15 protein-coding genes are annotated in these 15,144 nt (G+C 49.4%); 4 read left to right on the forward strand and 11 right to left on the reverse strand.

Translation table 11 applies throughout. The features are described 5' to 3' along the window. Nucleotides 1–39 precede the first annotated feature (39 nt). The 3 genes from lapB to pgpB form a co-directional block, all read right to left on the reverse strand. Complete coding sequence (lapB, locus tag A7098_RS06585; RefSeq protein WP_105280527.1) at nt 40–1,209, reverse strand: lipopolysaccharide assembly protein LapB; 1,170 nt, start codon at nt 1,207–1,209, stop codon at nt 40–42. A 6-nt stretch (nt 1,210–1,215) separates the two neighbouring features. Continuing rightward, a complete protein-coding gene (lapA, locus tag A7098_RS06590) occupies nt 1,216–1,524 on the reverse strand; it encodes a lipopolysaccharide assembly protein LapA (RefSeq protein ID WP_000876289.1) in 309 nt (102 codons plus the stop codon). 148 nt (nt 1,525–1,672) lie between these two features. Then, nucleotides 1,673–2,437, reverse strand: a complete 765-nt coding sequence (gene pgpB / locus A7098_RS06595; RefSeq protein WP_105280528.1) for a phosphatidylglycerophosphatase B — start codon at nt 2,435–2,437, stop codon at nt 1,673–1,675. A 169-nt stretch (nt 2,438–2,606) separates the two neighbouring features. Here pgpB and ribA point away from each other — a divergent pair, with 169 nt between their 5' ends. Then, nucleotides 2,607–3,197 carry a GTP cyclohydrolase II gene (ribA, locus tag A7098_RS06600; RefSeq protein WP_001176295.1) on the forward strand — a complete coding sequence of 197 codons (591 nt, stop codon included), beginning with the start codon at nt 2,607–2,609 and terminating at the stop codon, nt 3,195–3,197. 63 nt (nt 3,198–3,260) lie between these two features. On the opposite strand, the gene acnA is transcribed toward ribA, so the two are convergent. The 6 genes from acnA to topA form a co-directional block, all read right to left on the reverse strand. Next, nucleotides 3,261–5,936: an aconitate hydratase AcnA gene (acnA, locus tag A7098_RS06605; protein WP_105280529.1), complete on the reverse strand. Its 2,676-nt coding sequence runs from the start codon at nt 5,934–5,936 to the stop codon at nt 3,261–3,263. Nucleotides 5,937–6,098: 162 nt separating this feature from the next. Further along, nucleotides 6,099–6,194 (reverse strand): small membrane protein YmiC, encoded by a 96-nt coding sequence (ymiC, locus tag A7098_RS23670; RefSeq protein ID WP_016158389.1) that lies wholly within the window; start codon nt 6,192–6,194, stop codon nt 6,099–6,101. 116 nt (nt 6,195–6,310) lie between these two features. Then, nucleotides 6,311–6,481, reverse strand: a complete 171-nt coding sequence (locus tag A7098_RS06615) for a hypothetical protein (protein ID WP_000261429.1) — start codon at nt 6,479–6,481, stop codon at nt 6,311–6,313. A 3-nt stretch (nt 6,482–6,484) separates the two neighbouring features. Further along, a complete protein-coding gene (locus A7098_RS06620; protein WP_001234284.1) occupies nt 6,485–6,625 on the reverse strand; it encodes a YmiA family putative membrane protein in 141 nt (46 codons plus the stop codon). A gap of 318 nt (nt 6,626–6,943) precedes the next feature. After that, a complete protein-coding gene (cysB, locus tag A7098_RS06625) occupies nt 6,944–7,918 on the reverse strand; it encodes an HTH-type transcriptional regulator CysB (RefSeq protein ID WP_000776255.1) in 975 nt (324 codons plus the stop codon). Nucleotides 7,919–8,126: 208 nt separating this feature from the next. Beyond that, the gene (topA, locus tag A7098_RS06635; RefSeq protein WP_024212414.1) at nt 8,127–10,724 is read right to left on the reverse strand and encodes a type I DNA topoisomerase; all 2,598 of its coding nucleotides are present in this window, start codon (nt 10,722–10,724) and stop codon (nt 8,127–8,129) included. A 379-nt stretch (nt 10,725–11,103) separates the two neighbouring features. On the opposite strand from topA, the gene A7098_RS06645 reads away from it, so the two are divergent. Then, nucleotides 11,104–11,355 (forward strand): YciN family protein, encoded by a 252-nt coding sequence (locus tag A7098_RS06645; RefSeq protein ID WP_001031530.1) that lies wholly within the window; start codon nt 11,104–11,106, stop codon nt 11,353–11,355. 35 nt (nt 11,356–11,390) lie between these two features. Here A7098_RS06645 and sohB read toward each other — a convergent pair whose 3' ends face one another. Continuing rightward, nucleotides 11,391–12,440 carry a protease SohB gene (gene sohB / locus A7098_RS06650; protein WP_000422074.1) on the reverse strand — a complete coding sequence of 350 codons (1,050 nt, stop codon included), beginning with the start codon at nt 12,438–12,440 and terminating at the stop codon, nt 11,391–11,393. 218 nt (nt 12,441–12,658) lie between these two features. Between sohB and A7098_RS06655 the strand changes: the two genes are divergently transcribed. Both A7098_RS06655 and cobO read left to right on the forward strand, forming a co-directional pair. Then, nucleotides 12,659–13,417 carry a YciK family oxidoreductase gene (locus A7098_RS06655; RefSeq protein ID WP_105280530.1) on the forward strand — a complete coding sequence of 253 codons (759 nt, stop codon included), beginning with the start codon at nt 12,659–12,661 and terminating at the stop codon, nt 13,415–13,417. Then, the gene (gene cobO / locus A7098_RS06660) at nt 13,414–14,004 is read left to right on the forward strand and encodes a cob(I)yrinic acid a,c-diamide adenosyltransferase (RefSeq protein ID WP_105280531.1); all 591 of its coding nucleotides are present in this window, start codon (nt 13,414–13,416) and stop codon (nt 14,002–14,004) included. The genes A7098_RS06655 and cobO overlap by 4 nt, the downstream gene beginning before the upstream one ends. A 39-nt stretch (nt 14,005–14,043) precedes the next feature. Here the strand turns inward: cobO and rluB are convergent, their stop codons facing one another. Then, entirely contained in the window at nt 14,044–14,919 is an 876-nt protein-coding gene (gene rluB, locus A7098_RS06665) for a 23S rRNA pseudouridine(2605) synthase RluB (RefSeq protein ID WP_001291217.1), read from the reverse strand. Between the last annotated feature and the right edge of the window lie 225 nt (nt 14,920–15,144).

The following is a 15,144-nucleotide window of genomic DNA, read 5'->3' on the forward strand; positions in this document are numbered from 1 at the left end:
ATAAGGATGTTGTAACTAAAGTTGGATTTTTTTTAGAAGTTACAGTCCATCAAGGCCGCGAATGGGTTTAATGGTTGACCAGGCCCGACATGACGGACAATGCCAGTAGAGCGTATATGCGGTAAAACCACACTTCTGGCAACGATAACGCGGCTTACTACGCACCTTCTCACCAACCATGTCACGCAGCACCATCAGGCTCTCTTTAGCGCGCCCTTCTTCTGCTTCATTCAGGTGGTAATCCATTAACTTGTGGAACACGCGCATGGTCGGGTGACGTTGTAGTTGGCGCGTAATATAGACCTGAGCGGCATCACTGCCCTCGCGCGCTTCGATGATGTCTGCAAGCATCAACTCAGCATCGGCACCGGTGTTCTCTTCCACCGCGCGCTGCAGGAACTCTGCCCACTCGGAAGTTTTACCCAGTTGCTGATAGCAGGTTTGCAGCATTTCCAGCGTTTCGCTGACCAGTTCTCTGTCCTGGGAAATGACGCGTTGCAGGCTTTCGACCGCTTTGGCGTATTCTCCTTTCGCCATAAACACACGTCCCATCATGATGGATACGCGGGCGCTGTTTTTATCTGCCGCCGCCCCTTTTCTCAACAAGGTCATAGCGCGATCAAGATCGTCGCTGGCCATATGCTGGAGCGCCAGTTCACAGTAGAAATGGGCAATCTCGACGCGTTGCTTATCTTTGCCCAGCTTCACCAGGCGTTCTGCAACATCAATTGCTTTCTGCCATTCACTGGTAGACTGATAGATTTGTAACAGCTGTTGCAATGCGCCAACACGGAAGTCAGTTTCATCAGTCAGTTGATTAAACATATCTTCCGCGCGATCGTATAAACCCGCCGCCATGTAATCACGCCCCAGTTGTTGAATTGCCAGCAAGCGTTGCTCATAAGTCAACGAGGCACTTTCCATTAAGGTTTGATGAATACGAATCGCGCGATCGACTTCGCCACGCGAACGGAACAGATTTCCGAGCGTAAGATGGGCTTCAACGGTGCCGGTGTCCTCTTTGAGCATATCGAGGAACAGATCAACCGCTTTATCCTGTTGATTACTAAGCAGGAAGTTAACCCCTGCAACGTAATCGCGTGACAGGCGGTTGGCTTCATCTTGCTTGTTTTGTTGCGCACTTCTGCGGCCCATATACCAGCCATAGGCAGCGGCTACAGGCAAGAGCAGAAACAACAACTCCAGCATAGAAAGTTATTCCTTCGCCACTGACGAATCAGGCGCTACCGTCACGCCAGTCGCAGGTGAAAGCTGGTTTTCCAGTCGCTTTATTTTACGTTCAGCGCGCGCCAGAGAAACACGAACTCGCAGCCAGAACAGGCCACAAATCAACCAACCGATAGCAAAACCCGCAGCAAACAATACCGCCAGCAAAGTAGAGATACGATACTCCCCTTGCGCTAACAGATAATTAAATGTTACCTGTTGATCATTCTGCGCACCTAATGTGACGGAAATCACAAAAATCGCTAACACCAGTAAGAAAATGAGTAAATATTTCACATTACTTCCCGTTATGTGGTTAGAGCGAATAAATTATGGTCAACTTACCGCAATAGCCCTTTAAATTACCATTTTCACGACGTCTGCGAAATGGTAGCCACAATCATTGTTGATGATTTGAGGGTTAAATTCAGAAATTCAACCAGTATTAACTTTCTTGTTCTCGTTGCGCTATCTCACGATTTTCTTCCGGTGGTGGTGTTAATGACCCACAAATACGTTGTGCAAGCCAGGTTGCTACCGCGACCAGCGCCCACGAAATCAACGTAGCCACCACCAGGTCTCGCGGCCAATGCATCCCAAGCAACAGGCGACTTCCCATGACTCCCGTTGCCCAAACCAGCAAGAGTGCAATGGTTACGGTTCGCCGACGCGGCCATAACAGCCCAACGGCCAGCAGAGCCCAACTGGCAGCAAACATTGTGTGACCAGAAGGAAAGGCAAAACCGGTCTCTTTCTGCCAATGAGTTCGCAAATATTGCGGGATATTTTTCTCTTCAGCCAACTGTTCTTTCACTAAATTTCCGCGCTCTGCACGCTTTAAAGTGTAGAACTCATCAACCGGAATATGATGTGTTTTTTCCAGCCAGATAACAAACGGGCGCGGTTCCTGAACTTTGTCTTTAATCCAGGATTTTACCGCTTGTCCGACCAGGATCGCCGTAGCCAGTATGGCAAACAACATAATTGCCGCTTTGATCCGAAAACGCAGGCACCAAAGGAACCAGCCGAATAAAATCAGATGCGTAATAACGCCCCAGGGCTGAGTGACAGTTTCAGTGACCCAAAAAGCCGCCTTTAACACCCCATTCTGCTCTCCTGGTTGCCAACGCCAGCCAGAAATCCATACCGCTACAGGCATGATAAGTAATAGTGCAGCTCCAACTGCGGTACGTCTGGCAATCGAACGCATGGTCTCTCCTTTCTTATAAGTCTCACAATCATAACTGAAAATGCCCTGACCTGGAAAAATTGACAGATTTGTGCCATTCAGTGAAAGATCGACGCGTCGTGATTAGGTGAACGCCTTCGCGTTATGGCAAAATAAGCCAATACAGAACCAGCATTATCTGGAGAATTTCATGCAGCTTAAACGTGTGGCAGAAGCCAAACTGCCAACCCCATGGGGCGATTTCCTGATGGTGGGATTTGAAGAACTGGCAACCGGACACGATCATGTCGCGCTAGTCTATGGCGATATTTCCGGGCATACCCCGGTACTTGCGCGCGTCCATTCCGAATGTCTGACCGGTGACGCCCTGTTCAGCTTGCGCTGCGATTGTGGCTTCCAGCTGGAAGCGGCGCTGACGCAAATCGCCGAAGAAGGCCGTGGTATTTTGCTGTATCACCGTCAGGAAGGTCGTAACATTGGCCTGCTGAATAAAATTCGCGCTTACGCATTACAGGATCAAGGTTACGACACCGTAGAGGCTAACCACCAGTTAGGCTTCGCTGCAGATGAGCGCGACTTCACTCTTTGTGCTGATATGTTCAAACTCCTTGGTGTCAATGAAGTCCGTTTGTTAACCAATAACCCGAAAAAAGTCGAAATTCTGACCGAAGCCGGGATTAATATTGTTGAACGCGTGCCGTTGATTGTTGGTCGTAACCCCAATAACGAACATTATCTCGATACCAAAGCCGAGAAAATGGGGCATTTGCTGAACAAATAACCCACTTACGTTGTAAAGTTAATTTGCTTGCCGGTTATCTTACTTCCGGCAAGCAAATACTCGTTACTTCAACATATTACGAATAACGTAATGCAAAATACCGTCATTCTGGTAATAGGTTAATTCCGTCGCGGTGTCGATGCGACAACGGCACGGCACAACTTCCTGGCTACCATCAGCACGCGTCAGCGTCACCGGAACCGTCGCGCCCGGTTGTAGATTTTGCAGATCGACAATATCAATCTTCTCTTCCCCGGTCAGCCCTAATGTTTTACGCGTCACGCCTTGCGGAAATTCCAGCGGCAGAATGCCCATGCCAATTAAATTCGAGCGGTGAATTCGTTCAAACGATTCGGCAATCACGGCACGAATACCAAGCAGACGCGGACCTTTTGCCGCCCAGTCACGGCTGGAGCCAGAACCATATTCTTTACCGGCAATCACCGCCAGGGGCGTTTTCTCCTGCTTATAGCGCATCGCTGCATCATAAATAGAAACGACATCGCTGGCAGGTAAATGCCGCGTCATTCCACCTTCAACACCGGGCACCATTTCGTTACGAATGCGAATATTGGCGAATGTGCCGCGCATCATCACCTCATGGTTACCGCGCCGCGAACCGTAGGAGTTAAAGTCTTTCCGCTCAACACCTCGACCTTGTAGATATCGACCCGCCGGACTGTCGGGCTTAATACTGCCCGCCGGAGAGATATGGTCAGTGGTGACTGAATCCCCCAGCATTGCGAGGATCCGCGCACCGTGAATATCTTCCACAGGTGCTGGTGTTGCCTGCATTTCATCAAAGAACGGCGATAAGCGAATATAGGTCGAATCATCCTGCCATCCGTAGGTATCGGATCGCACAACGTTAATTTCTTTCCACTCAGCTGTCCCTTCGAAAACTTCTGCGTACTCTTTACGGAACATTTCTGTAGAGACTTGTGCTACCGCACGGGCAATTTCTTGTGCCGATGGCCAGATATCTTTCAGATATACCGGATCGCCTTTACGATCATGGCCGATAGGCTCTGAAGCCAGATTGATATTCATATTGCCCGCCAGCGCATAGGCAACCACCAACGGCGGCGAAGCCAGCCAGTTGGTTTTAACCAGCGGATGAATACGGCCTTCAAAGTTACGGTTGCCGGACAGCACCGCACCAACGGTTAAATCGCCTTTTTTGATTGCAGTTTCGATAGGATCGGGCAACGGACCAGAGTTACCAATACAGGTGGTACAGCCATATCCCACAAGGTTGAAGCCAAGTTCATCGAGATACGGAGTCAGTTTGGCTTTTGCCAGATAATCAGAAACCACTTTCGAACCCGGTGCCAGCGACGCTTTGACCCACGGTTGCCGCTTCAGGCCCAGAGTTACGGCTTTTTTAGCCAGCAAGCCTGCGGCCATCAGTACACTTGGATTAGAGGTGTTGGTACATGACGTGATGGCAGCAATAACCACTGCGCCATCAGGCAACTGATACTGATGTCCGTTCATAACATAATCGACCGGTTGGCGATCTTTATGCGTGGCATTCACTTCCAGTTCGTTACTGGCGGCAAAAGCTTTTGGTACATCGGGCAGTGCAACGCGATCCTGTGGGCGTTTTGGCCCCGCCAGACTCGCTTCAACGTCATTCATATCCAGTTCTAACGTACTGGTAAAAATCGGTTCATCGCCTGGGTTACGCCACATACCCTGCGCTTTAGCATATTTTTCGACCAGCTCGACCTGATCTTCACTGCGCCCGCTTAAACGCATGTAATCGAGGGTGACCGCATCGATTGGGAAGAAGCCGCAGGTCGCGCCATATTCTGGCGACATATTGGCAATGGTGGCGCGATCTGCCAGCGGCAGCGAATCCAGCCCATCGCCGTAAAATTCGACGAATTTCCCCACCACGCCATGTTTGCGCAGCATCTGAGTGACGGTAAGAACCAGGTCTGTGGCGGTGATACCTTCACGTAATTTTCCGGTAAGTTTAAAGCCCACAACATCCGGGATAAGCATGGAAACCGGCTGGCCTAACATTGCGGCTTCTGCTTCGATCCCACCAACGCCCCACCCCAGCACGCCAAGACCGTTGATCATCGTAGTGTGTGAGTCGGTGCCGACGAGCGTATCCGGATAAGCAATCCATTCACCATCCTGCAATTCGCTCCACACTGCTTTGCCGAGATATTCGAGGTTAACCTGATGGCAAATCCCTGTACCTGGCGGCACAACGCTAAAACGGCTGAAGGCCTGCTGTCCCCATTTCAGGAATACATAACGTTCGTGGTTTCGCTCCATTTCCAGACGCACGTTTTCCTCGAATGCCTCATCATCGCCAAAACGATCGACGGTCACCGAATGGTCAATGACCAGATCAACCGGTGAGAGTGGATTCACTTTCGCGGTATCGCCGCCGAGACGTTTTACCGCTTCTCGCATCGCCGCAAGATCCACGACAGCGGGCACGCCGGTAAAGTCCTGCATTAACACTCTTGCCGGGCGGTAGGCAATTTCACGGTCAGCATGGGCATTTTTCAACCAGCCCGCCAGCGCGTGGATATCCTCTTCGATAACCGAGTTACCATCCTGCCAGCGGAGCAGGTTTTCGAGCAGAACTTTGAGTGACTTAGGCAGACGGGTGATATCGCCCAGTGATTTAGCAGCAAGTGGCAGGCTGTAGTAATGGTAAGTTTTATCTTTGGCCTGCAACGTGTCCTTACTGGCTTCTCGTAGGGTTGACGACATAGCTCCTCCTTAATAACAGGGTTGCGATGCCCTGATTCTCTTCAGGGTGAATATTAAAGATAACACAAACATTGCGTAACGATTTGATAACAACCCAAATTGATAAAAGAGGAGAAATCTTGCGATAAGAAAAGAAAAACCTCGCCACAGCGAGGTCAGGGATTAGTGAGCAACTATCCAGATGAGTTCAACCCAGAAGAGCATCGACAGAGAAAATGCGCCCATCCAGGACCAATATTTCATATTTGTGGTGATCATAGGCTACACCCCTCACTTGTTATTACTTTCTGTTGAAATTATTCAACCTTTTATTGCTGTGGTGTATTAAAAACCGTTTAATTCACGAATATATCGGATAATAAGAATGATGATAATTATTGTTTCTGCTGCTCATCTTCAGCAAACATCTCTATAAACGCTTGCTGTTGCGACGTCAGTTTCCAGCCATCCGGAATAACGACTGAACATTCCCGTTTCGTTTCCGTTTCATTGTCACTATGCTGAGACAGTGGCAAAGCAATCTGATGCTGCTCCTGAACGACCATGCTTTACCCCCACACTTTCCAAATTAGCAGTGCGACAAGCACCCAGAAGAGCGCAGAACCAAGAAATACCGCAAGCCAGGCTTTGCGTTTCAATTCAGGGTCCCTGCGGGGTTCCTGATTTCCAGAAGGCATTGCTAACCTCATATAATCGCCATCACTTATCAGTAATACGCTAAACGATTGGTATAATTAATCAATTGATGAGACAAATCCTAATGAAACTTTAGTCAAAAATCCAGCTAATTTACGAATCGTCTCCAGTGAATAATTCAATCTTTTGACCTGAAATAGATATTTGAAGGCTGGAGTTTGCGAGGCAGGTAATTAGACACTACTTTACGTCCGATTTACCATAAAGATTTGAGGGATAATTATATTGTGAGCGGTGTACAAATAAGAAAGAACAAAGGATATATTCCGGCACCCCGAAAACATAAAAGGTGCCGGAAATAATGCAGGTAATTATTTTTCCGGCAATTTGATATCTTTAAACATGATCTCAATTTCTTCATTGGAACGCAATGCTACGGCGGCATCAACGACATCGCGGGTTAAATGCGGCGCAAAACGCTGAATGAAATCATACATATAACTGCGCAAAAACGTACTGCGACGAAAACCAATTTTGGTTGTGCTATGGCTGAAAATGTCATGCGCATCAACACGAACCAGGTCAGGGTCAGAAACCGGGTCCACCGCCATGCTGGCAATTACCCCAACACCCAGCCCTAAGCGAACGTAAGTTTTAATCACGTCAGCATCGGTAGCCGTGAAAACAATACGCGGCGTCAACCCTGCGCGGTTAAAGGCGGTATCCAGCTCGGAGCGTCCGGTAAAACCGAAGGTATACGTCACCAACGGATACTGCGCCAGTTCTTCAATGGTAATTGCTTTTTTGCCCGCCAGCGGATGGTCAGGTGTCACCACAATAGCCCGATTCCAGTGATAGCATGGCAGCATCACCAAATCTTCATACAAATGAAGTGCTTCCGTGGCGATAGCGAAATCGGCATTACCTTTAGAGACGGCATCGGCGATTTGTGTCGGCGATCCCTGATGCATATGCAAAGAAACGCGAGGATAACGCTCAATGAAACCTTTGATGACATTCGGTAATGCATAGCGCGCCTGAGTATGCGTGGTGGCGATATACAGCGAGCCTTTATCAGGCCAGGTATGCTCTCCGGCGACCGATTTAATAGCATCAACTTTCGACAGAACTTCACGAGCGATACGAATTATTTCCTGCCCGGCTGGAGTAACCTGCGTCAAATGCTTACCGCTACGGGAAAAAATTTGAATACCCAGCTCATCTTCCAGCATTCTGACTTGCTTACTGATCCCAGGTTGTGATGTGTAAAGTCCTTCAGCCGTTGATGAGACGTTCAGGTTATGATTGACGACCTCAACAATATAGCGAAGTTGTTGTAATTTCATGTTAAACCATCCAATTAGACGCCATCAGAACATCGTTTTTTCGTCACTCCTGACGGGTGACTAATACGATTTAATAATAAAAAAGGTGCTAACTATAACCACTATATCATTTATAGCTTTAGTGTATAGGTGTGGAGATAAAATAATATGCAATAAAAAAGGGTCGCTTTTGCGACCCTTTGTTTTAAAAACCAGAAAGAATTAAAGGTTATTTTTTCCCTTCAACCCATTTGCCATCAACATAAAATGCTGACCAGCCAGTTGCCTTTCCGTCTTTTTCCGAAGAGACATATTGCTGCCTGGTTTTCCGGCTAAAACGAACCATTGTCTTATTACCTTCTGGATCTTGCTGTGGCGCATCAGCCAGATAACGCAATTTTTCTGGTAAACGGTCGCGGAAGCGATAAAGCTCTTCCACCAGCGGCGCACGCGTTTCACGTGATTTCGGGAAAGTATTGGCCGCCAGGAACACGCCGGCAGCGCCGTCACGCAACACGAAATAAGCATCCGATTTTTCGCACGGTAATTCTGGCAGCGGAACCGGATCTTCTTTCGGCGGCGCGACTTCACCGTTACGTAAAATCTTACGTGTGTTTTTACACTCTTCATTGGTGCAAGCCATGTACTTACCGAAACGCCCCATTTTCAGGTGCATTTCAGAACCACATTTTTCACACTCAACGATCGGGCCGTCATAACCTTTAATACGGAATTCGCCCTCTTCGATCTCGTAACCGTCGCAGGTTGGATTATTACCACAGACATGCAACTTACGTTTTGGATCGATGAGATAGCTGTCCATCGCTGTACCGCATTTCGGGCAACGACGTTTGGCGCGCAGCGCGTTGGTTTCAGCGTCTTCGCCTTCCAGCACGTTAAGCACTTCGTTTTCCGGCACCAGGTTGATGGTGGTTTTGCAACGCTCTTTCGGCGACAGCGCATAACCGGAACAGCCCAGGAATACCCCGGTGCTGGCGGTGCGAATCCCCATTTTTCGACCACAGGTCGGGCAGTCAATGCTGGTCAGAACCATCTGGTTCGGGCGCATACCGCCCTCTTCCGGATCTTTTTCCGCTTTATCTAACTGCTGGGTGAAATCAGAGAAGAAGTGATCCAGTACAGCTTTCCACTCTGCTTCGTGATTTGCCACCTGGTCGAGGCTGTTTTCCATCTGCGCGGTAAAGTCGTAATTCATTAACTCGCGGAAATTTTCTTCCAGGCGATCGGTAACGATCTCACCCATTTTTTCCGCATAGAAGCGACGGTTTTCCACACGCACATAGCCGCGATCCTGAATGGTCGAAATGATCGACGCATAGGTAGACGGACGACCGATCCCGCGTTTTTCCAGTTCTTTAACCAGTGAAGCTTCGCTAAAACGGGCTGGCGGCTTGGTAAAGTGCTGCGCAGGCGTCAGTTCAACAAGCGACAGGGAGTCACCTTTATCGACAGCCGGTAAAATACGATCTTCATCGCCTTTACGCAGCGCAGGCATAACTTTCGTCCAGCCGTCGAAACGCAGAATACGACCGCGCGCTTTCAGGCGGAAGTCACCCGCGCCAACGGTCAGCGTGGTGGAGTCATATTTCGCTGGGGTCATTTGACAGGCAACAAACTGACGCCAGATTAACTGGTACAGTTTCTGCGCATCTGCTTCCATATCTTTCAGCGATTCCGCCATCACATTGACATCTGAAGGACGAATCGCTTCGTGCGCTTCCTGTGAGTTTTCTTTGCTGGCGTATTGGTTCGGGCTTTCCGGCAGATATTTATTACCAAAATTATCGCTGATATAACCGCGAACCATGTTTACCGCGTCCTGACTCAGGTTAGTGGAGTCGGTACGCATGTAAGTGATATAGCCAGCTTCATACAGACGCTGCGCCATCATCATGGTTTTTTTCACACCAAAACCAAGACGGGTGCTGGCAGCTTGTTGCAGCGTAGAGGTAATAAAAGGAGCGCCTGGTTTACTGGTTGTCGGTTTGTCTTCACGTTCCAGCACGCTGTAGCGCGCTTTTTCAAGCAGACTTACCGCAGCCTGAGTTTGTTCTTTGTTGACCGGGCGGAACGGTTTATCGTTCTGATGAGTCACCTGCAAAGCCAACGCTTCACCAGACGGCGTAGTCGTACTGGCATCGACTTCCCAGAATTCTTCCGGCACGAACGCTTTAATTTCACGCTCACGCTCAACCACCAGGCGAACCGCTACGGATTGCACACGCCCGGCGGAAAGACCGCGAGCGATCTTTTTCCACAGCAGCGGAGAAACCATATAACCCACGACGCGATCCATAAAGCGACGCGCCTGCTGGGCATTAACACGATCAATATTCAGTTCGCCGGGTTTGTTGAACGCCTGGCGGATCGCGTTTTTAGTAATTTCGTTAAACACCACTCGGCTATAGCGAGCTTCATCACCCCCAATCACTTCCCGCAGGTGCCATGCAATAGCTTCCCCTTCGCGGTCAAGGTCGGTTGCGAGATAGATGTGGTCGGCTTTTTCAGCCAGTTGTTTCAGTTCAGAGACGACCTTCTCTTTACCAGGCAACACTTCATAGTGCGCCTCCCAATTGTGCCACGGGTCAACCCCCATACGGTTGACGAGAGCGCCACGTTCATCCTTTTTAGGCTTTTTAGCCGTTTTGGTGGAGGTAGAGTCGGCACTCTTTTTAGCAGCTGAGCCACTGGTCGGCAAATCGCGGATGTGACCGACACTGGATTTCACCACGTAGTCACTACCCAGATACTTGTTGATCGTTTTGGCTTTTGCCGGGGACTCAACGATGACAAGAGCTTTACCCATATTCACCTTACCTAATTTGATTCTTCCAGGAATGCGTCGCACATTGATAAACCTTCCACTGGCAACGAGTTACCGATATGGACTCGCTCTCTGCGGATATCAACCCCTTGTCGTGACTCTGTTCACGAAAATTCCGGTGACTGAGTTAACAGGTCTTGGCCTACAGGCGCTATAGCACGACGGAATTTTGGTCGAATGTCAAGCAAATCTATTGCCAGATTGACGAAAGCGTCACACTGTACCTGATAAAATCCGTTACGCAACTTTATTAGCATGCAAAATCCAAAGTTGCCAGTAAGGCGCTCCTGACGCCAGCGTGGTATATTTGTCTGCATGCCATGCCTGGCGTAGACTAATGTCCTTGTTTAAGGAGTAAATAATGAACAAAGAGACACAACCCATCGACCGCGAAACGCTGTTGAAAGAGGCCAACAAAATCATTCGTGAGCATGAGGACACACTCGCAGGAATTGAAGCCACCGGCGTCACGCAGCGTAATGGCGTGCTGGTGTTTACTGGCGATTACTTTTTAGATGAGCAAGGGCTGCCGACAGCGAAAAGCACTGCGGTGTTTAATATGTTCAAACACCTGGCACACGTGCTCTCGGAAAAATATCATCTGGTAGATTAAAGCAAAACGCGAGGCCTGAACCTCGCGTTTGTCTTTTACATCAAAGGCTTTTGCCCACGCTGCCACCAGCGTAGCAACAATCGGTCGACGCTCTCTGCCGCACTGCCGGTAAACCGATCGATTAACCGTTTACGCTGCATATAACGCACATTGACCACTTCTCGACCGTCCATCAGATTAAGAATCACTTCATCACTGGTGTTGATTTCGTCAACCAGGCCTTTCTCTACCGCCTGTTGCCCGTACCAGTGTTCACCGGTAGCCACCTCTTCAATATCCAGAGATGGACGCATACGTTTTACAAAATCTTTAAATAGCTGATGTGTTTCGTTCAGTTCTTCGCGGAATTTTTCGCGCCCTTCTTCAGTATTTTCACCCAGCAATGTCAGCGTGCGCTTATATTGCCCGGCAGTATGCAGTTCAATATCAATATCTTTACTTTTCAGGAAGCGGTTAAAGTTGGGCATTTGCGCTACCACACCGATGGAACCAACAATGGCAAACGGCGCAGAAACAATTTTGTCCGCCACACAGGCCATCATGTACCCGCCGCTGGCAGCCACTTTGTCTACCGTAACGGTTAAAGGAATGTTTTTATCGCGCAGACGCCGCAATTGTGAGGCTGCCAGGCCATAACCATGAACCATACCGCCGGGGCTTTCCAGACGCAAAACAACCTGATCCCGTGGCTTAAATGCCGCGAGTACTGCGGTTATCTCTTCACGTAATGAGTTAACTTCATGCGCGTCCATGCTGCCTTTGAAATCCAGTACCCAGACGCGGGGTTTACTGTCAGTCACCACCTCACCCAGTTTGGCTTTTGCTTTCGCTGCTTTCGCTTCTTGCTTGTGCTTTTTCTTCTGCGCTTTGTGCCACTGCTTTTGCTGATGCGGATCCATCAGCGCTGCTGCCAGTTCTTCTTTCATCTCCTTATATTGTTCGCTGAGATTGTTAACCCGTAACTCGCCACGCTGGCGTTTATTACGTTGAGCAACATTGACAATAATGGCGGCAACAGCCGCAATCGCCACGACAACAGTGACAATTTTCGCCAAAAACAAACCATATTCAGACAACAATTCCACGAGTCCCACCTTGGTTAAACAACGCTTTGCCTCACAGTTTACAACAGGCATCTTAAGCCGTCTCGCAGAGATATTCTTGACGAGAAAGTATGACAAAGTATTCATTTTGCGGCGTTATCGCCCCAGGCCGATTGAAATGCGCCTCTGTTTAAGGCATAACCCCTCAAAGTCATAAAGTACACTGGCAGCGCGACTGATGATGTCGTTGAGGAGTAGCCATGCATTACCAACCAAAACAAGATTTACTCAATGATCGTATTATCCTGGTAACCGGCGCCAGCGACGGCATTGGTCGTGAAGCCGCTCAGACTTATGCGCGTTATGGCGCGACAGTGATTTTACTGGGTCGTAATGAAGAAAAATTACGTCAGGTCGCCCAGCGTATGTTCGAAGAGACCGGACGTCATCCACAGTGGTTTATTCTCGATTTACTGACCTGCACATCCGAAGATTGCCATCAACTGGCACAGCGCATTGCCGTTAATTATCCGCGTCTGGACGGCGTTCTGCATAATGCCGGATTGCTTGGAGAAGTTTGCCCGATGAGTGAACAAAATCCGCAGGTCTGGCAGGATGTCATGCAGGTCAACGTTAATGCCACCTTTATGCTGACCCAGGCACTGCTTCCTTTATTACTCAAATCGGACGCCGGTTCGCTGGTCTTTACCTCATCAAGCGTCGGGCGTCAGGGTCGGGCTAATTGGGGTGCATACGCTGCCTCAAAATTTGCCACCGAAGGAATGATGCAGGTACTGGCCGATGAATATCAACAGCGCCTGCGCGTGAACTGCATTAACCCAGGCGGTACGCGCACCGCCATGCGTGCCAGCGCCTTCCCGACGGAAGATCCGCAGAAACTCAAAACCCCCGCTGATATCATGCCACTTTACCTCTGGCTGATGGGCGATGATAGCCGCCGTAAAACCGGCATGACCTTTGACGCCCAACCGGGCCGTAAACCAGGAATTTCCCAATGAGTGATGAACGCTACCAACAGCGTCAGCAGCGAGTTAAAGAAAAAGTGGATGCCCGTGTGGCGCAGGCCCAGGATGAACGCGGCATTATTATCGTTTTTACTGGCAATGGAAAAGGCAAAACCACAGCGGCATTTGGTACGGCAACACGCGCAGTAGGTCACGGAAAAAAAGTGGGCGTCGTGCAATTTATTAAGGGCACCTGGCCTAATGGCGAACGAAATCTGCTGGAGCCGCACGGCGTTGAGTTTCAGGTAATGGCAACTGGCTTCACCTGGGATACGCAAAACCGTGAGTCTGATACCGCTGCCTGCCGCGAAGTCTGGCAACATGCAAAACGAATGCTGGCGGATTCCTCACTGGATATGGTTTTGCTCGATGAGCTGACGTATATGGTGGCGTATGACTATTTGCCACTGGAAGAAGTGGTGCAGGCGTTAAATAAACGTCCACATCAACAGACGGTGATTATCACGGGTCGTGGTTGTCATCGGGATATTCTTGAATTGGCGGATACGGTAAGTGAATTACGCCCCATCAAACATGCGTTTGATGCCGGTGTAAAAGCGCAGATAGGGATTGATTACTAATCTGTAAAAATGCCGGATATGACGTCCGGCATACTTTGATTAACCGTTATTATTACGTCCGCCAGAACGACGACCGCCGCTCACCTGACTGTGACGTTTCACCGCACGACGAATCTGATTCGCCTTCATGCGACGACGGTCTTTTTCTACAGCGACTTTAGAGCTGGTTTCTGGCGGTAGCTCCACCAGTTCGCGCAGATAGTTAGTCTGGGCGAGGTCCAGCTCCGTCCAGCCACCGCGTGGCAGACCTTTTGGCAGTGGGATATCACCGTAACGAACACGGATCAGGCGGCTTACCTGCACACCAACCGCTTCCCACAAACGACGAACTTCACGGTTACGGCCTTCGGTCAGAGTAACGTTGTACCACTGGTTGATCCCTTCGCCGCCGCTGAACTTAATGGTTTTAAAGGCTGCCGGACCATCTTCCAACTGCACGCCACGACTCAAATCACGCAGTTTCGCGTCGTCAACCTGACCAAATACACGCACGGCATATTCACGTTCAACTTCACGGCTTGGGTGCATTAAACGGTTTGCCAGTTCACCGTCGGTGGTGAACAGCAACAGACCACAGGTATTAACGTCGAGACGACCTACGGCAATCCAGCGTGCGCCACGCAGCTTCGGCAGACGATCAAACACTGTTGGACGCCCTTCCGGGTCGTTACGGGTACATAACTCACCTTCCGGCTTGTAATAGGCCAGCACGCGACAAATTTGCTCAGCGGACTCACGCACCGAAATCAGGTGACCATCGATACGAATTTTCAGTCCAGGAGTAACTTCAACGCGATCGCCGAGTTTAGCAATTTTGCCATCAACACTCACACGACCGGCTTCAATAATAGATTCGATTTCACGGCGAGAACCGTGGCCGGCACGCGCCAGCACTTTCTGTAGCTTTTCGCTCATAGAGCTTCCTTTTGGTGTCGCCTTCCCAGGCGTCTGATATGCTTTGTGCAACAGTGAGTCAGAACTTACATCTGACTCACTGATAGTAAAGTCTGTTCGAACTCTTCCGGCCTTAAGTCAACGACATGACGTTTTAACTGGCCTGGCTTTGAGGCGCAACATACTACACTATCTTTAGGGTTAAAGCTTGTTTCGATTAACATCAGCTTGATTACCAGCCACCAC

Source organism: Escherichia sp. MOD1-EC7011 (assembly GCF_002965005.1).
GTDB classification, from domain to species: domain Bacteria; phylum Pseudomonadota; class Gammaproteobacteria; order Enterobacterales; family Enterobacteriaceae; genus Escherichia; species Escherichia ruysiae.